Source organism: Dactylosporangium cerinum, from assembly GCF_042653625.1.
In the GTDB taxonomy this organism is placed as follows: Bacteria; Actinomycetota; Actinomycetes; order Mycobacteriales; family Micromonosporaceae; genus Dactylosporangium; species Dactylosporangium cerinum.
Map to the genome: position 1 here is coordinate 269,404 of NZ_JBHSIU010000013.1, position 18,508 is coordinate 287,911.

At 72.4% G+C, this 18,508-nt stretch carries 10 protein-coding genes and 1 tRNA gene; 7 read left to right on the forward strand and 4 right to left on the reverse strand.

Translation table 11 applies throughout. The features are described 5' to 3' along the window. Positions 1 to 66: 66 nt before the first annotated feature. The 5 genes from ACFPIJ_RS13485 to ACFPIJ_RS13505 all read left to right on the forward strand — a co-directional run bounded on the left by ACFPIJ_RS13485 (position 67) and on the right by ACFPIJ_RS13505 (position 5,418). Positions 67 to 861 (forward strand): hypothetical protein, encoded by a 795-nt coding sequence (locus ACFPIJ_RS13485; protein ID WP_380115095.1) that lies wholly within the window; start codon positions 67 to 69, stop codon positions 859 to 861. A gap of 100 nt (positions 862 to 961) precedes the next feature. Further along, a complete protein-coding gene (locus ACFPIJ_RS13490) occupies positions 962 to 2,299 on the forward strand; it encodes a class I adenylate-forming enzyme family protein (RefSeq protein ID WP_380115096.1) in 1,338 nt (445 codons plus the stop codon). 295 nt (positions 2,300 to 2,594) lie between these two features. Beyond that, on the forward strand, positions 2,595 to 3,461 hold the full coding sequence (locus ACFPIJ_RS13495; protein ID WP_380115098.1) for a hypothetical protein: 867 nt from the start codon (positions 2,595 to 2,597) through the stop codon (positions 3,459 to 3,461). Then, positions 3,458 to 4,978: a hypothetical protein gene (locus ACFPIJ_RS13500; RefSeq protein ID WP_380115099.1), complete on the forward strand. Its 1,521-nt coding sequence runs from the start codon at positions 3,458 to 3,460 to the stop codon at positions 4,976 to 4,978. Before ACFPIJ_RS13495 ends, ACFPIJ_RS13500 begins: the two co-directional genes overlap by 4 nt. Further along, positions 4,972 to 5,418: a histone-like nucleoid-structuring protein Lsr2 gene (locus ACFPIJ_RS13505; RefSeq protein ID WP_380115100.1), complete on the forward strand. Its 447-nt coding sequence runs from the start codon at positions 4,972 to 4,974 to the stop codon at positions 5,416 to 5,418. The genes ACFPIJ_RS13500 and ACFPIJ_RS13505 overlap by 7 nt, the downstream gene beginning before the upstream one ends. A 274-nt stretch (positions 5,419 to 5,692) precedes the next feature. Here the strand turns inward: ACFPIJ_RS13505 and ACFPIJ_RS13510 are convergent, their stop codons facing one another. After that, entirely contained in the window at positions 5,693 to 6,088 is a 396-nt protein-coding gene (locus ACFPIJ_RS13510; RefSeq protein WP_380115102.1) for a hypothetical protein, read from the reverse strand. A gap of 787 nt (positions 6,089 to 6,875) precedes the next feature. Between ACFPIJ_RS13510 and ACFPIJ_RS13515 the strand changes: the two genes are divergently transcribed. Both ACFPIJ_RS13515 and ACFPIJ_RS13520 read left to right on the forward strand, forming a co-directional pair. Further along, positions 6,876 to 6,947 (forward strand) — tRNA-Lys (locus tag ACFPIJ_RS13515). 571 nt (positions 6,948 to 7,518) lie between these two features. Continuing rightward, positions 7,519 to 8,715 (forward strand): hypothetical protein, encoded by a 1,197-nt coding sequence (locus tag ACFPIJ_RS13520; protein WP_380115103.1) that lies wholly within the window; start codon positions 7,519 to 7,521, stop codon positions 8,713 to 8,715. Here the strand turns inward: ACFPIJ_RS13520 and ACFPIJ_RS13525 are convergent. The 3 genes from ACFPIJ_RS13525 to ACFPIJ_RS13535 are packed head-to-tail and all read right to left on the reverse strand — an operon-like array spanning position 8,672 to position 18,410. After that, positions 8,672 to 11,203, reverse strand: coding sequence for a hypothetical protein (locus ACFPIJ_RS13525; RefSeq protein WP_380115104.1), 2,532 nt, complete (start codon positions 11,201 to 11,203; stop codon positions 8,672 to 8,674). The two genes, ACFPIJ_RS13520 and ACFPIJ_RS13525, sit on opposite strands and share 44 nt — an antisense overlap. Then, positions 11,200 to 14,694 (reverse strand): phospholipase D-like domain-containing protein, encoded by a 3,495-nt coding sequence (locus tag ACFPIJ_RS13530; RefSeq protein ID WP_380115105.1) that lies wholly within the window; start codon positions 14,692 to 14,694, stop codon positions 11,200 to 11,202. Before ACFPIJ_RS13530 ends, ACFPIJ_RS13525 begins: the two co-directional genes overlap by 4 nt. Then, complete coding sequence (locus ACFPIJ_RS13535; RefSeq protein WP_380115106.1) at positions 14,691 to 18,410, reverse strand: AAA domain-containing protein; 3,720 nt, start codon at positions 18,408 to 18,410, stop codon at positions 14,691 to 14,693. The genes ACFPIJ_RS13530 and ACFPIJ_RS13535 overlap by 4 nt, the downstream gene beginning before the upstream one ends. Positions 18,411 to 18,508 lie beyond the last annotated feature (98 nt).

Genomic DNA, 18,508 nt, shown 5'->3' on the forward strand with positions numbered 1-18,508 from the left:
CGTGCCTCCCAGGGAGGCCGGGCCACCCCGCACCACACCTATAAATGATCGCTAGGAAGGGACCCCGTGGGCACCGCAACAGCCGCCGAGGCGGCCCGCCTCGTGCTGATGCGCGCAGGTGCGCCGACCGATGCCGATGTGGTCGACGATTTGGCTGTCCTGCTGCATGGCTATGTCGTCCTCGCCGGCCGTGACCCGGCGACACAGCTGCCGGACGCCGCGCTCATCGAGACCGCGATGTGCTACGCCCGTACGGCAGCCCCTGCCGCCGATGCGTTGCTGGACGCGACAGTTTGGGCGAAGTACGCCTACCGCGCCGCCCGGACGCTGCACGGTGTGCATCACCCGCGCACCGTGGAGGCCACCGAGGCGCTGATCTGGGTGCTGTACAGCCACGGCCTGGACAGCGAGGCGCGCACGCTGCAGCGTCAGCTGGTCCAGCTGCACCTCGACCACGGCAATACCGCCGCCCACCTCACCGCCCGGGTCGATCTGGCCGGGCAGCTGCACGGCGCGGGCCGCTGCGGCATCGCCCTCCGGGAAGCGACCGCGGGCTGGAACGCCTGGATCGACGAGTTCGGGGCGCATGACCCGGCCGGTCTGACCCTGGTGCTGCAGCTCGTCGGCCTGCTCGCCGGTTGCCGGCGGATCCCCGAGGCGCAGCGGTACATCCAGCAGGCGAGCCGGCTGCTTCCGGAACCCGGCGACCCGGCCCGGACGCACACGACCGCCTTCATCCACATCTTGATCATGGCGGCGGTGCGTCACCGGTCGGTGTGTACCGCGCCCGGTGGCCGCCAGCGGCACGACGCAGCCCAGCTGGCGGGCCTCACGGCCATCTGGACGGCGCTGCTGCCGTGACCTCTCGCCGTCCACAGCGCGGCACCGTCGCCGGCACAGACCCAGCCGCAGCCGCAGCACGGCCCGTATCACCTCACCATACGCCGACCTGGAGCAGATCATGACCAGCGACACCGATGCCGCCGCGCCGGCCTCGGCAACTGTCCGAGACATCATCGCCCGGTTCCATCACCTCGCCGCCACCCAACCCGACCGCGTCGCCGTCATCGACCGCCACCGCAGCACCACGTTCGCCGACCTGTGGCAGCTGGCGTATCAGGACGCGGCGCGCCGCCCCGCCGACCAGACGATCGTGCCGGTCGTCGCCCGGCCTGACGCCGCGACCATTGCGGCCGCGCTGGGAGTGTGGTTGACCGGCGGTATTCCGCTGCCGGTTGCGACAACGGTGCGACTGAAGACCCTCAACGCCGCCGTACAGCAGGCGAGTAGCGTCACCCACACGTGCCGGCCGTGGCGCGCGCAGTTGCACGCCGAGCTCGGCGCCCGCCACATCTCGGTCACCGGTGGCGTGCCGCCGACCGACCCCCGGCTCGGCGACGCGATCGGCCTCACCGGCGGCGGCACCGCACTCATCACCTCGCCCCTCTACGCCGCCGCGATCTTCGAGGCCGCCGTCCGGCAACTCCTCGCCTGTGGCACGATCGTCCTGCGGCACGAGTTCGAGCCCGAGGACTGGCTCGCCACCGCGGTGGAGACCGGCGCTGACTGGGCGGTCCTCGCCGCCGGGCAGCTCGTCGCACTGATCCGACACCAGGAGGCGGTCGCCGGTTGGCTCCCGGTCGCCACCCAGGCGCTGCGCCGCATCGTCGTGCCCGCCGCGGTACCCGCTGTCAACGCCGGCTACCTCGCCGCGCTCACCACCCAGGCCGGCGCGGCCGTCACCGCCTGGTACCACGCCCCCACCTACGACGGGGCCCTCAGCCGTGCGGGCGGACCGCCCAACGTCCTGACCCCGCTGCCGGGCATCCACCTGCGGACCGTCGACCCGTCCGGACAACCGACACCGCGCGGCGTCGCCGGGCTCATCGAGGCCTCCACCAGCCGCGGCGCCACCAACCACCGCGCCGACCTGCCGTGCACCACCGCCGGAGCCTGGCGCACCGCCGGCGACATCGGCACCCTCGACCCAGACGGCAACCTCACCCTGCGGCGGCTCGACCCGGCCAGGCACTACCTCGATCCCGGCGGCGCCAGGGTGACCGTGGCCGCGCTCCGCGAAACGCTCGACGCCCACCCCGACATCACCGCACACACCATCCACGTCGTGCCGGACGGAGACGGGCAACGCCGTGCACGCGTACAGATCTGGGCCCACACCACCCTCACCCCGGCCGCCGTCGCCAGACACTGCGCCGACCGCGGCACCGCGACATCCGCCGCGCATATCACCGTCAACGACGCCCGATCCGGGGAACCAGCCACGGCGGATCCGCGATGAACACGACACACGCATCCACCTCCAGCAGGCCCGACACCCGCCGGCGCATACCCGGCACGAGCAGGTGGAACGCGGCGCCGTCACATACCGCTACGGTCGTATTGGTCGTCGCCGCCGGCGTGTTGGCCGCCGTCCTGCTACCCGCGATGCTGCTGTTGATCCGTCACAGCCCGGCAGAGGTACCCGTCCAGCGATCGCCGCGATCGCCGACACATGCCGGTAGTCCTTCACGCGCGTTGCCGACGAGCCGGCGCGCTGCTGATTCCGTGCCGTGCCGACCCGGTTCGCAGCGACCGTGCAGCGCCCCACGAACGGTCCTGCCGACACCCGCGAGGACGTCACGGACCGCAGCGTCGAATGCCCCGCCGACGAGCGGCGGCGTGGCATGACGGCACCCGACCCGGCGCTGCGGCACGCCCTGGACAGCGCGTACGCGGCACTGCTCGCCGGGGACACGACGAGCGCCGCAGCACTCCTGCAACCGCATCTCACCGCCGTACCGGAGTCGACACCGCCTGATGCCGTGCGGGGCGAGGCCGCGACGCTGTGGGCGAACCTGCTCGTCAACGATGCGGCCACCGCCGATCGTTCGACCACAGCGCTGGCCGTGCGGTGGGCGCGGTACGGGGCCGCCACGGCACGGCAGCTGCACGGCAACGCCCACTGGGCGACGCTACGAGCTCGGCGGGTGCTGGCCGAGGTGCTGACGGCGGGCGGTGAGCACGCGGCCGCCGCGGACGCCTACGCCGCGGCGGCGGCCGCGCTGCTCAGCACCGGCGAGGTGGACGAGGCCAGTGCGGTGGCGGCACCGTTGGCCGGAGCGCTGCACGCGGCGGGCCGGTGCGCCGACGCGATCGAGCGGCTCAGCGGGGTATGGGACGCGTGGCAGGCCAAGCACGGCAACCGGGACCCGCGCGGGTTGCCGATCGTGCTCCGGCTCACCGGGCTGCTCACGACGTGCGGTTTCGAGCGGGAAGCGAACCGCCGCTGGACCCAGGCCCGGCCCGCGCTGCCGCCGCAGCACACCGTGCGGCGGGTCGCCGTGCTGACCGACGCCTACACCCTGATGTCACGAATCGCGGAAGCTCACCCGCCGGTCTGCGCGTACCGGCGGCTCCAGCACGGCAACGCCGCCGCCACGACCGAGCCGGAGCCGCAATGAGCACCGACCATGCAGCCCGCACGGGCGCGGCGGGGAACAGCGGCGGCCGGCACGCACGACCGGCAACGCCGGCCGACCTGGTCGATGAGGCGGCTGTCCGGATGGCCGCCTATGACTTCGGCGGCGCCTACCAGCTGCTGGTCGAGGTCCGGTCCCGGATCTTGCAGGGTGTCGAGGTCGAGCACACCGACGCCGCGGACGCCACCCGGATGCTCGCCGAGGCGATGCTCAGTCTCGGACAGATCGACGACGCCGCTGCGGTGATCGCCGACCTGGCCGCCTGGCCCAGTCTCGGCCCGTACCAGACCGCGATGCTCGCCGTCACCCACGCGCGGGTGCTGACCGCGCAGGACCGGCTCGACGAGGCAGCAGCCCAGTACCGCGCCGTCGCCCAACGCCGCCCGCCGGCCGGGGACCCCGGGCGGTGGCCGGCACTGCTGGCAGCCGCCGGCGCGGCCACCATCGCCGCCGACGGGCATCCCGCGACGGCGGAACCAGCCCTCACCCGCGCCTACACCTGCCTGGCCGACGAATACGGCACCAGCCCCGTCGACGTCCTGCGCATCGGCGTCGAACTGACACAGCTGCGGATGCGGCTCGGCGGACACGACACAGCCTGGCACCTCGCCACAACACTGCTCCCGGCGGCGGTCGCCGAACACGGCCGGCAACACCCGCTGACCAGACAGCTCACCGCCACCGTCGACCGCCTCGCCACCCCGCGCCGCGGCCAAGACAGCGCGCACGAGCGCCCGCCAGACACCGCAGACACCCAGGCAGACACCGCGCCGGCATCGGGTGGCCGCGACACGCCCACCGTGCCAGCACCGGCGCGGTGGTCGCGGTCTGTTCGGTCTGTTCGCTCTGTTGGGCGAGGACCGTATGCGGCCAGCTGGCGGTCGCTGCCGTACTGGATGCTGCTCGCCGCTGTGGTCCTGCTGGGCGCGGCGTCCGCAGCCGTGATCACCACCCTCGTCATCGCCGGCCCGGACGCCGCACGTGCGCCGACAGCCGGCAGCCGGTCCACGCCCAGCCGAGCTGCGTGGACGCCGGTGTACGCGCCAGCCAAGGACGTGCGCATCGTGCGGGACACCGGCGCCACGATCGACGTCGCCTGGACCGACCCGAGCGGCGGCACCCGACCCGCGATCGTCTTCCTCGCCGAGGACGACGGGCCGGCGACCGTCGCTGGGACGGTCCAGGCGGCGGCCACCAGCTTCCGGCTCACCGGCCTGGACGCCCACGCGCACCGGTACTGCGTCAGCGTGGCCCTCGCCTACAGCCCGACCGATGTCGCGCGCTCCGCCGACGCCTGCACCGCCAGGCCAACCAGCACCCAGAACTCCCGCAACAGCGGCAATCCGACCTCCTCACCGACCTCCTCGCCGCCCACCTCCCGGCGACGCCCAGCACACCGCCGTCGCCGCGTCCTGCCGTCAAGGGCACGCCACACGGCCTCGACGCGCCCCACGACGTCCGCGCCACATCTGACCCGAACGGCAGTAACCCCATGGTGAAACGCACCGTCCGCATCCTCGAGGACGACCTCGACGGCAGCACCGCAGACGAGACCATCCCGTTCGAACTGGACGGCGTCAGGTACACGATCGACCTGTCCACAGCACACGCCGCAGCGTTCCGGGAAGCGCTCGGCCCGTTCGTGCGCGCCGCGAGCACCGTCCAGCCGCCACCCTCCCGGGTCGTGCTGTCCCGGTCAGCGCTTCGTCGGGGCCGTCCAAGCCGCACGACCGGCCGCCCCGCCAGCGACCCGGAGTACGGGGCGCCGGGGACGGCGGAGCGCAAGGCGGTCAACATCGCCATCCGGGAATGGGCACGCGATGCCGGCCATCAAGTGGGCGACCGCGGCCGGCTCAAACACACCGTCGTGGAGGCATACCACCGCGCCACGGCCGGCGACTACCGCCAGGGCGACGCGATCAATTGCCCGGCTCCCTGATAGGCGCGGCCCCTGGCCGGCATGGCCCCGATGCCTGAGCGCTGACGTCAACTGATCTGCGGTGAGTGTCCAAACGACACAGCGGCCGGGATGCGGAGAACGTATCCCGGCCGCTGTGGTTGCCGTACGGCTCGACGGGCCTCGACCGCACAGCCTTCCCGCTGCCGGATGCAGGTAGGCCCGGCAGGCTGTGCCCGACCCGCCCAGGGACCGGGTCGAGCACGGTGCGTGGATGCCGGTGCGGGCACGACGTGCCCGCACCGGGCGGCTTCGGTCAGCGGTGGCGGCGACCGCCGTACTCGTGGGCGACGAGAACGTACTTGCCGCCGCGACCGACGCGGTAGCAGTCATAGTCGTCCCAGGCGCCCCGCTGCTCGCCGATCCAGCCAGCGAAGGTGCAGCTCTTCTTGTTCTGGAACGTCCGCACCGTCCAGGACTGGGTCCAGCCGCCGTTGCGGTGTCCGTCCCAGCCGCCGTGGAAGCGCCCGTCGTTGCCGCGCCAATCCCCGCCCCGGCCATTGCCACCGCTGCCGCCGCCGGGGTGGTCGCCGCCGCCCGGACGGGGCTGGGCCACGGTGCTCTTGCTGTCCTGGACGGTCGCGGCCGACGCCGTCGAGGCGCTCATGCCGATGACGGCGCCGGTGGCCAGGGTCAGTCCGGCCATAGCCATGATTCGCTGCGTAGTGCGCATCACGATCCCCCTCGTGTTGTGACGATGCAGCTACCTTATGTAACCTTCCGGACTGAACCCGCTAAAGCCACTCATACGTTGTGGTTAGGCATAAAACCGCTCGGACCAACACGCCCATATCCGGACGGCGTACCACTCGGCCGAACAGGCAACGGGCGCTTACCTCAGCGACCGTGGCGCCAGCGGCGGCCGCAGTGGTCATGCTGCTCGGCGGCATATCGATGGTCGTCGCGCACACGTTGAACAGACGCACGCTCGTCGATCTCGGCGCCGGCACGGGTCCAAGATGGGGCATCGCCGCCCGGTGAACGGCGGTTCCGGTGGTCACCATGATCCTGACGGTTTCCGCTCGCCATCCTGACCGTGTCGTCCGGCGGCCGGAGTACCGACTTCTCGTTCGGCGTGCTCTGGATGGCACCCGCCCTGATCGGCACCATTGCGTCCCTGGTCGTCGGTGCCGCGTTCCTTCGCGTGCCGCGTCAGTCGTCGGACTAGCGGTAGTTCGTTGGTTCAGATCGGAGATGACCTGCACGTTACCCCCGGTGGATCCACCGGGGTCAGGGCTTCAGGAAGCGCGATGACACTCGGGTGGATCCGTGGTGGTTCCTGTGTTGGCCCAACCTTGGTGCTGGCCGCGCCGACGCTGCCGATCGCAGCCGCAGAGATCTGGTTGTTGCCGAGCCGCCAATGACTTGACCTGCGGAAACGCCCAGTAGAGGGGTATCGCGTGGAACTGCACGCTGTGCGCAGGTACCCTGTCAAGCGCGGGCTGCTAGCTCAATGGCAGAGCTGCGGACTTTTAATCCGTAGGTTCAGGGTTCGAGTCCCTGGCGGCCCACCGACCTGCGTCGACCCTGCTCGCCGGACCTCCGGTCCGGCTTGCCGTTGGTCGGTGGATTCCTCGCGCAGGCTTCGCCTGCTCCCCAGTGGGGGAGCTTCGCTCCACCCACACCCCCTCAAACCCATAGCGGCGCCATCTGCTCTGCCGACGGCGAGTCGTTCGAGGCGTTGCCGGCGGGCGTGCTCTCGGAGTGATTGGACGGTGTGCCGGTCCAGGGCGATGACCATCCGGTGCCCGTGGGGCCAGATTTCGCGCCGCCTCGATTGAGCGGTGCTCGGCGGCCCGCTTCTGCGGCGTGTCGAAGTCGTCGCTGTGCGGAAACCCGTCGCTTGGCCGCCAAGGCAGTTCCGTCACCTGGGCGCCGACGTACTCGGTGCGGCACTCGCTTGATCTATGCGCGTACTGCGGGCGGCAGCGAAGACGACCTCCGGTACGGATGGGCCACCTGGCCGAACAACGGTGACCGTACGGTCACCGTGCGGCACGGGCGGCCCGGGCGGCTCCGTGACCGTATTAGCATCGATGAGGAGCCGGCCGCGCGTCGGACCCGAACGAACCGGGAGTCGGCGTGTGGACCATCCGGATACTCGGCGAACTGGAACTCAGTTCGGGTGACGAGCGGGTGGAGCTGCCGGGCGCGGTGTACGGGCAGACGCTCTTGGTGATCGCGCTCGCCGGGCGGACCGGGCTGTCCCAGTCGGAGCTGCACCGAGCGCTCGATGACGTCGGCAGCGGTTGCACGCAGGAGGCGTTGCAGCGGCGGCTGAGCGACATGCGCAACAAATGGGATCTGCCATTGCCCCACTACAGGGAGCGTAAGCGTTACACGCTCGACGAGGAGCAGGTGGCGTCGGTCGACGCCTGGGAGTTCATCGATGGCGTCGCGGCGCTGGCCGCGGACGCCGATCCGCAGGAGGTGGATCGGCTGCTGCGGCTCTGGCGCGGTAACCCGCTCGTCGACGTCGACGAGCGGGCGCGCAAGCGGTGGCGGGCCGTGGTCGACGCCCGTCGGCGACTGATCGAGGTCGTCGAGGCGATGGACCCGGCGGGCCGCGGCCGCCTGAGCGGCCTGGCCGCGCACGCCGCGATGTTTTCCGAGGACCGGGCGCTGGCGCGGCTTGCCGGCGCGCCGACCGGCAAGCCGCGGCTGCTCGTCGTCGAGGACCAGATCATGGACGACATCACGAGCCTGCTGGAGGACGAGTTCGAGATCGTGCCGGCGGAGTCCTTCGAGCGGTGGTGCGAGCTGCGCGACGACGGGACGCTGGAGTCGATTCAGGCGGCGCTCATCGACCGTCACCTCGTCAAGGACCGGCCAGACGACAGCCTCGGTACCATCAAGGTCGCCGAGTACCTGCGGCTGCACACGCACATCCCGGCCACCCTGATGTCGGTGGACGTCGACTGCTCGGCGAACCGGCAGCTGGAGCTGTGTCAGAAGTACCGGCTGATGGACGTGATCCGCAAGGAGCGCAATGGCCGGGTCAACGAGGACGGGCTGATCGCGGCGGCCCGAGCGATGACCGACCAGTCCCCGCGGGGGCGCCGCGAACGGTGGCGGCGGTCGGTCGACTCGGTCCTCTTTCACGTCCAGCAGGCCGAGCTGTTCGGCCGCGGCCTCGGCCGGCAGCGCCTGCTGACCTGCGAGGACGAGCGCGATGCGATCGTCCGCCTGCTCGGGCGCGGGGAGCTGGAGCAGGCGGAGGCGAGGATCGCCCGGTTCACGGCCGAGTATGGTCAGTCGACTGCGGCAGCCATGCTCTGACGCAGCCGCCCGACCAGATGGCGGAGCCGTTGCGCACCTCGAGCCGGCCGCCGTACTCCCACAACAGGCTCGCGCTCATCGGCAGCCCCTGCCGCGCGCCGTCCAGCGCGGCCGCCGGGCGCCAGAGCGCGCCGGTCGGCTCGGTCAGTGCCCGGGCGCGGGCCAGTTCCTCCGCCGAGAAGCCGAGGCCGCTATCGGCCACCTCGATGACGACGCACGGACCCGTCACCGGCACGGGACGGTCCGCCGTCTCCGGCTGCGTGGTGACCGCGATCTGGATGCCGCGCCGTTCGGTGCCGTCGAGCCGGGCCAGCGCCCGCGCCGAGTTGAGGACCAGGTTGCGCAGCGACTCCAGCAGGATCGTGGGGTTGATGCGCACCCAGCACGCCTCGCCCAAGGGCTGTTCGATATTCAGACCGGCGGGCAGGTGCCACTCGACGCTCCCGATGAGCCGGGTGACCAGGCCGGTCACCTCGACCGGTTCGGGCGGCGAAAGCGCCTCGTAGTAGAGCTGCACGTAGGTGCCGCCGCCCAGCGCGCGGATCCGCTCCTCTAACTCGGTCAGCGCGGTCCGGGCTGGCGGATTGTCGACCTGGGCCGCGATGCGCTGCAGCCGGGCGATGACGCTGAGCACGTCGTTGTCGACGCGATGGCCGATGAGGTGCGCGACCCGGGGACCGAGGACAGCGGCGGCGGCGTCGTCGGCGGTCTGCGCCTCGATCGACAGCTCCTCGAAGACGGCGTCGATGCGCCGCTCCGCCGGCATCTCGGCCGGATCGAGCAGGGCGGCGACCAGCCCCGGCGCCGCCGAACCGTAGCCGCGGTCGCGCCGTCGGAGCAGACCCTGCGCGGTCAGGGTCTCGAGCGCCTCCGTGATGGCGGTGCGGCTGATCATGCGGGCGGCCACGCGCGACGGCACGTTTCGTTGTCGAAATCCGTCGAGGATGTCGTCGGCCGCGCAGGCCGACTCGACCGCGAGATGCTGCAGCGTGAGCCAGAGCGTCGCCCGGACGAGCGGGTTGGCGGCGAGCGGTGCCAGCACTGCCGCCCGGATCTCGGCCCGGGTGCTCGTCCGCACGGCCCGCAGGTCGTCGGCCGTGATCCGCCGGCCGGACTCGGTCGACCGGCCGGATGCGATGAGGCTGCGCACGGCCCGACCATGCGCTGCCGGATGGAGGCCGAAGTCTTGGAGCAGGCCGTCGAGCACCGCCGCCTCCGGCACCATCCCGAACGCGTCGATCAGCCAGGCCAGCGTTTCCCGGGCCGGGGCGGCGCCGTCGAACGACACGCCGCTGGCGAGCAGCGCGGCCGGGTCCAGCTGCGGGATCAGGCGGCGCAGCAGGTTGATGCGCCGGGTGTCGGGTTCCACCGGCCTGGCGGTGTGCACCGGCGCGATCAGGCGCAGCAGTGTGGAGACGTCGAGCACCGCGAGGCCGGGGTCCGCGGGGGACTCCTCCTGCATGACCGGCCGGAACCACACGACGGGCCGGTTGCCGGGCGGCGGCGCCGTCGCGCCGGCCCAGAGCGACAGCCGGTCGGTGAACAGGGCCAGGCTCGCCAGCCGCGGGTCGGTCACGTCGAGGGTCACCGCGAAGCCGTCGCCGTCGGGATAGGCCTCGGCGGCGCGGCCGCCGACTGCGGCGGCCAATGCCGCGCCGAGCTCGGCGACGGTGTCACGGTCGGTCCGGAGCACGACGGCGCCGACGGCCACGATGAGCCGCTGTGCCTCGGCGTCGTCCGGAGCGGGCCGGTAGCGGCCGAACTCGGCGTCGGGCGGCGCCACCCGGTCGCCGTACCACTCGAGCACCTCGGCCACCGGCCGGCCGGCCCAGGGCCAGCGCCAGATCATCGGCGGCACGGTGATGGGGCTGTGTCCGCCGACGCCGGCGGCGGCCCCCGAGTTCAGCAGGTCGGTCGCCATGCCGAACTCGCCGAGGTCGACAGAGCGGCGCACCGCCTCGTGCCAGGACTCGGCGTCGGGTCCGGGCGTGGCCGACCCGAGATCGCTCTGCAGCCGGCGTTCGAGCTCGGCGCCGATCTGGTCAGTGCGGGCGGCGATGCGTTCCTCGGCATCCGGACGCGACACCCCCGCGAGGCGGAGCACCTCGTCGCCGTCCTCGCGCGGCAGCCCGAGCGCCGCGGCCCGCTCCTCCAGCGTCGCCCAGGCCAGGCCGACGTCCGCCACCGCTGCCGCCCGGGTCACGTCCAGGTCGGTCATGAGCCGCGCGAGCTCGTCCTCGCCGAGCGGCGTGGCGCCCAGGCTCTCCAGCAACTCGAGGAGGATGCCCTCGACGGCATCGAATTGCCCGTCGTGGATCATCGCGGCCAGGCTCTCGGCCGGAGTCCGGGCGTTCGCGATGTCGCCGAGCAGCAGGGACACGGCCCGCTCGGCGCCGGGGCGCTCGGGTCCGGCCAGCGCGGCGGCGAGCGTCGGATACCGCAGCCGGCTGATGGATGCCGCGAACAGGTCGAGGGCGTCGATGCTCATGCTGCCGCCGGTTCCGCGCCGAGCGCGGCCCAGTCCTGCAGGACGGCGAAGGAGTCCAGCACGTCCCGGACGAAGCGGTTCTCGGGATTGGTCGCCGCGTCGACGGCGACGATGAGGTCTGGCAGCTCCGCCGCGACGACGGCCGCGAGGTCTCGGGCCCGGTCGAGCAGCTCGGCCTTGTCCGGGTCGCCGGCCAGCTCCGCGTCCATGTCCGGGTCGTAGGTCGCGGCGAGCGCCCGCACGTCAGAGACGATCGCGGTCAGCTGCCGCAGGAGCCGCTTGCGATGCTCGCCGTGCACCGGCGGCTTGCTGTCGTCGATGGCGCGGCTCACCTCGTCAATGAGGGGCCCCAGCTGATCGTGGGCCGGCAGGCCGGGCGCGACCTGCAGGGCGAGCCGCCGCAGGTCGCGTTCCTTGCCGCACCCGCGCACGTCGGCGAAGGCTGAGTCCTTGCCATTGACCAGCTCGTGCAATACGCGGACGCTGTGCGAGTTCTGCAGCTGGGTCTGCTCGACCCGGTCAAGCCCGTCGCTGATGTGCTTCCACAGCGCCGCCTGGTCTGCCAGGTCGTGGTGGCGGTCCAGATTGGACCTGATCAAGCCGAGCGGGACCGGCCGGTGGTAGCTCCGGTCCGCGTACGTGCGGACGGCTGCCGCCAGCGGTTGCCAGCCGGGCCCCAGGGTGTACATCCCGAGCTCGAGCATGGTCGCCGCCTCCTGGTCGCCGTGGAAGACGATCCGCTCCATGGCTGTCGCCAGCACCGCGGCGCACTCGGCCGCCGGGCGGGTCGGCGTGACGACGTCCTCGTCCTCGGCCGCCGGGGCGCCGTCGACGACCTCGTCCCACACCTCGGCGACCACGTCGCCGTAGAGGGCGACGGCGCGCGCGGCGGCCAGGCGGGTCATCGCGGGGCCGGGGCGCGCCTCGTCGTCCTCGATCGCCGCGCGCAGCAGGGCGGCCTCGACGTACAGCCCGTCCATCCAGAGATCCTCGAACAGCCAGCGCAGCCACCGCTCCCGCCGGAACCGGGACATGGTGTCCGCGTGGGCGCTCACGCAGTACGCGGACGCGACGCGCAGCAGGTCCCGGCCGGCGTTCTCGGCCAGCCGGTCGAGCACCCTCCATGGGTCGATTCCCGGGCCGGCGAGGTGCTCGGTGACGGCCCGTGCGATGTCGGTACCCGCGGAAACGTCGTTAAGGACCAGTTGCGCGACCGCGAACGAGTCGTCGACCTGGCGGGCGGCGGCGACCGGCGCGGCCACTCGAACCGGCGACACGTCCGCGCCGACCGCCCGCGCGACGTCGTCGGCGACCGGCTGGCCGGTCAGCCGCAGCCCGAGCTCGCTCTGCTGGCGATGGGCGGCCATCGAGCTGTAGGCGCCCTCGAACGACAGGAAGTTGAAGCTGCTGACGACCGCCTCGTCGTCCCAGACGAGCACCTTGGCATGATTGCCGGTCCGCAGCACCCGCAAGCCCGCGCCGTGCCGTTCGACCAGCACCGCGAGCCCGCGCTCGGCCTCCGTCGGCGCGTTCGACAGCGCTGCGCCGTCGGCCGACATCGTGCGCTCCCTCTCGTGCGGGCGGTCGTACACGATCGTGACAGCGACGCCGCGCTCGACCGCCCGGTCCAGCGCGTCGATGAAGCGCTCGTCCACGACCTGGCGGCTGAGCTTGTCCGAGGCGATGACCAGCCGGCGGCGCGCCTCGCGCAGCGCGGTCCACAGCAGCGTGCGGTGCACGCCGTCCAACACGACCTCGGCGGGCGGATGCTCGCGCTCGGCAAGCCGGGCGCCGATCGCGCCGGCGACGTACCGCCAGCTCTCACCCCAGTGCCGCGCCGCCTGTTCGGCATGTTCGTCGATGCCTTCGTTCGGCGCCGTGGGCACCTCTGGCAGCTGCGGCGGCCAGTCCGGCGCGACCGGTGGTCGGTTGGGCTCGCGCAGGGCGAACTCGTGTTCGCCGACGAGCATCAGCCGGCTCATCTCGTAGCCGGGGACCGCGGTACGGGCCCAGCGCAGGATCTCCCGGATCGGGTGGCAGCCCGGAGCCTCCGCCGCCGGTGGCGCGGTGACGTAAAGGCCAACCTCGTGCCGCGGCCGGTCCTGGTTCAGCAGGTTCCAGCTCGTCACCAGCGCCACCCGGTCGTCGGCGACCGCGAACTTAGCGTGCGTCCGCGACGAGGTCTCCGGCACCAGGAACCAGGGCCGGCGTGGGCCGGGCCGCGGTCCCGCGTCCGCGGCGGGCGTGCCGCCGCCGTCGAGTGACGCGACGACGCGGGCGGAAGTGCGCAGCGTCGTGTCGTACAGCAGCCCGGCGACGTCGGCGTCCAGCTTGTCCTGGTATCCGATGCCCCACAGCACGACCACCTGCACCCCGCGCTTGAGGGCGTCGCGCAGCGCCGGCGTGACGGCGGCCAGGGCGCCGTAGCGCAGCCAGGGGCTGCTCAGCACGAGCTGGCTGCGGGCGGCGCCGATGAGCCGGACCAACTCGCCGACGTGGTCGGCGCCGACCACGACCCGGGCGTGCACCTCGCGCTCGACCCTCATGCCGATCAGGCCGCTCAGCTGCCGGTAGTTTGCGCTCAGCTCGCGGTGGCGGTTGCGGCGCTGTCCGGCCGGGATGGCGGCCGCGGTGGCGGCCTGGTCCGCAAGCCGGGCCACGGCGCGCTCGATCGTCGGCGCGGAGAGCAGGCCCGGCGTCGCATACCCGCGTAGCGTCTGGACGAACGGGTCCTTCGGCTGTCGGGCGACGAGGTCGGTGAGCCGCCGGGCGGCCTCGGCCCGGTGCGAGTCGGGCAGCCCGCCGTCCACGACGGAGACGGCGAGCTGGTCCGTGTCGGGGTCGATGGCCGTCTGGATGTCGAGGGCCAGCCAGCGCCGATTGCTGACGCTGACCTGCTGGTCGGTCACGTAGGCGCCGAGCACCCGGCGCCGCCGGCCGTCGCGCACGGTGCCGGGCTCAGGTCGGTCGCCGAACCGCTCCTGCTCCTCCCGGGCCAGACCGCGTTCGACGGCGTCGAGCACGGCCGCGATCGGGGCGTCGGCGATGCGGACCGGGCTGTCCTCGAGCGGTACCGCGAGCTTCGGCTGGACGGGTGCCCCAGTGCCCAGGATGGGCATGACGTGGCCGGTGAGCCGGTCAATCATGACCTGGCGGTCGTCGACGAACGTCTCCGCGCTCTCCAGCCGCTCGAGCGTTCCGGCGGCGAGGTGCTCGCGGATCTTCGCGGTCACCTCGAGCCCGGAGTAGGACTTGACCAGCCGCAGGTAGCCGGTGCGCCAGAGGTCCTGCACCAGATCGAGGGTAAGGCGCCGGCTGAGGCCGAGCGCGTCGCACAGCCCGCCGAGGGTGTCGGCACCGGCGTCGACCGCCCGCAGCACGACCTGCTCGATCGGCGTGAGTGTCTCCTGGTAGCCGAGCCGGACCCGCACCGTGGCGACGTCGCAGGGCACGTAGACGGTGAGCTTCGACCCTATCGGCGCGCCGGTCACGACCGCACCGCCCATTCGTCCTCGCCCAGCTCGGCCGGCGCGGCGAGGCCCGGAAGGTCGCCGTAGAGCTGCAGGGCCTTGACCGTCACCCCGTTGAGCTCGACCGCCCGGCAGACGTCGGTCCAGACTCCCTTGGGGCCGGTGATCGAGGCGAAGTGCTCGAACCGGCCGACGATCACCAGGAGCCGCCGGGCTCGCGAGAACAGGACGTTGACGAGCTGCCGCTGGGCGAGGTGACCAAGTCCGGCCGACACGGCGCGCGGGCCGGCGGTGCCGCCGCGCGGAGTGTCCCGGACCAGCGACACGATCACGATGTCGGCCTCGCGCCCCTGGAACGCGTGGATCGTGGACAGGTAGGGCCGGACGCTGCCGTTGCGCTGCAGCAGGCTCAGCTGCTCGCGGTACGGCGTCAGCACCGCCAGCGGCGACGGGCCGTAGCCGTCCCGGTTCGGGCGTGGGAACGGGTCGAGGTCCTCGAGCAACCGCTGCACGACCGCCGCCTCGCCGGGGTTCGACCAGTGCGGCTCGTCGTGGCACGACGTGATGCCGGCGGTGTCCAACCACACCAGCGACTGCGCGTTGAGATCGCGCGGCCGGTTGAGGTACACCAGCGGAATCCGCAGCGCCGGGTCCTCCTCGATGTGCGTGTCCAGGCCGCCGACCGGCAGGCCGTCGTCCAGCCGCCGCTCCGGCAGCTCCGGGTAGAAGACCCGGCTCACGAGGTCGCCGATCGGTTCGCGCATGCGGAACTGCACCGACATCCGCCGCAGCGGCTTGCGCGGGTCGGGTTGGCCGGCGAAGAGCCCGCCGAAGAGGTCGAAGACGCGCATGTACTCCGCGACCCGGTCCGGCGTGATCTGGGCCATCCGTGGGCTCGGGTCGGCCGCGCACGCGTCGAGGAAGCGCTTCAGGTCGTCGCGCCGGTGCGCCGGCAGCTGGAAGTGGTCGCCGATGAGCGTCCACCGCCGGCCGCGCAGCAGCGGGATCGCCAGCTCCGTCGGCCAGGCCTTGGCCGCCTCCTCGACGATCACCCAGTCGAACATCGCCTCGGACGCTGGGAACAGCAGCTCCGGCGTCGACGCCGCACACGTCGCGAACACCAGGTTGGCGCCGCGGTGCAGGCGATCGGCCAGTTCCGGTACGACCGACTCCTGCTTCCCGCCGAGCATCCGGCTCCATCGGTCGAGCACCTCGCCCAGCAGCGGCGGCAGCGGGTCGTGGGTGGCGGCGAGCCGCCGCTCGACGCGGGCCCGCACCTGCGCGGCCAGCCGCACCGCACCTTCCAGCCGCTGCCACTTCTGCACCGCGGGATCGACCCGGGCCTGCGAGTCCGCGCCGCGCCCAGTGATCCGCAGCGCGACGGGCCGCAGACGGTTGTCGGCATCCTCGTGACGGACCAGGCGGCCGTCGTCGTCCATCTCGCCGATCTGCTTCAGGACCCGGATCGCGAGGTTGTCCAGCGCGAAGTTCGACTGCGCGGAGACCAGGATGCGCGCGGCCGGGAAGCGCTCGAGATAGGCGCCGATCGCCGTCGCCGCGACCCGCGTCTTGCCCGTGCCGGGCGGGCCCTGCACGGCGGCGAACGGCTCGCACACCAGCATCTCCCGGACGACCTCTCCGCCGGAGCCCTTGAGCTCGCGGCCCGCGTCGCGCCAGCGCCACTCGAAGGTGCGGATCGTGCGTGGCGTGCGCAGGTGTCCCTGGAGATGCTTGGCCCGGTACAGGTCGTTGCGGGCGCTGCGTTGACGGTCCAGGCTCAGCTGCGACCCGCGGTCGCCGGCCGGTCGCAGCCAGCCGCTCGCCGGTATCGGCGGCTCGCCGCGGTTGGTTCGCAGCAGCAGCCGGTCCTGGCCCTCCCGGCGCACGACCTGAGCCGCGGTGACCCGCTGCCGGCCGGGCCGACCGTTGCGGTCCTCCAGGATCTCGACGTCGACGCTGTCCTCCTCGTTCTCCAGGCCGGCGAAGAACGAGCCGAACTCCGGGCGGAGGGCCGGAGTCGCGGCGTACTTGACGAAGATAGGAGACGACACGATCCGGCGTTGGTCGCGCTCGGGGTCGTAGCGGACCAGCGCCTCCGAGCGTTCGGCCTCGGCGAGCACGAACGGGTAGACCCGGGCGTCCAGCTCGACCTCCTGAAAGCCCAGCAGCCAGTCGACGGCCTCGCGGAAGCCCAGCTCCTGTGGAGACTCGGTGTCGACCGGCCGGGTCGCGTCCACAAGATTGCGCCACGAGGGCGCGCGAGCGATGCGCCGGGCCAGGACCTCGCGGTCGATGTCGATCGCACGCAGGTCGAGCTCGGGCAGCCGACGGGCGGAGCTCCAGTCCAGCTCGCGCAGTTTCTTCTCGATGGTGGGCACCGACTTCTGGACCACGTATTTGATGAGCAGCGCCTGCTCCGTCGGGGTCTCCAGGTGGCCGTGCTCATCCCGCGGGCGGTAGTAGTCGCAGAACCAGGCCAGCTGGTTGCCGAGGACCACCTGACGAGACTCCTGCAGGCTGGTGGGGTCGTGGCCGCGGATGAACGGAACGGCGCCGTTAGGGGAGGCGGTCATGAAGGCGCCGCGCACATCGCTAGCGATGAAGGCCGCTAGCTCGGCGCGGCCCTCGTCGGTTCGCGGGTCGTGCTCGACGAGGCCCCAGCGAAAGATCGTCTCCGCGCTCTCCGCCGGCATGTAGATCATGAGATGCTTGCGCATCGCGGGCGGCCCCTCGATGTCCAGCATGATCCGGTCGTAGCCGGCAGTGATCAGGCCGACGACCTCGTGGGCGCTGGGGCGCACGTCGCCGTCGGGATGGAGCATCCGGGCCAGGATGGCGGCAAGCTCGGCGGGCGTGTCGGTGCAGCCGTCAGCCGTATCCCGCAGGTGCTGCGCGAATGCCGTATACCCCGCGCGGACCTCGGCCGCGGACGCCGCGGCGGTGCCGGGCGGCGGCACGGACAGGCGGTCGGCCGGCAGCGGACCGACGAACCATTCGTAGGCGATCGCGGCCAGGCTGTAGACGTCGGACTTCTCGCTCTCCATCAGGTTGCTGTCGCCGCCGTAGAGGTACGCGACCCGTTCCACCGGCGCGTAGAGCAGCTGTCGGCCGAACATCCGGCGCAGCTCGTCGGGGTCAGCCGCGCCGTCGAGGGCGGTGCGGAACAGATCGGCGATGAGTGAGCTGAGCTCGAAACGCGCCAGGCGCATCCGGGGGCCGTCGAAGACCGCGATGCTCTCCGGCGACAGGCCGCGGTGGGTGATGCCGAGGAAGTGCAGCTCCGCGAGCCCCTCGGCGAGAGACCGGAACTGGCGCACCGCGTCGGCCGGGTGTGCGCGGAAGTAGTCGACGTCCTTCGGCCCGGCGCAACGCAGGCCGCCGCGGCTCGCCACGAAGGCCATCCCGCCCGGCACGTTCGCGGCCATGGTCTGTTCGTGGGTGAGGTACCCGCCGTCGAGGACCTCGGGCAGTGCCGGGTGCGGCGACGCCGACATCCGCAGCAGCGCGCGCACGTCCTGCTCCCAGAGCAGGCCGCCCATCTCCTCGATGCCCAGGAACAGCTCGACGTCCACGGACTGCTCGTTGCGGTCGAGCATCCGCGCGCGGTACAGGCGCCCGGCCAGCAGCTCCTCGAGCTCGACCGGCTCGTCCTCGTCCAGGGCCGAGAACGGGCCGAACTCTGCGGTCTCGCCGCACAGGAAGTGGCCGACTAATCGGCCCGCCGTCTCGGTGGACACCCCGGTGCCTCCATCCGCCGGGGACGGCCCGAGTCCGATCCCCACGCTCCGTGTACCGCGAGCCTACGCGCGCGGTAGGTGTCGGCACAGGCGCCGGA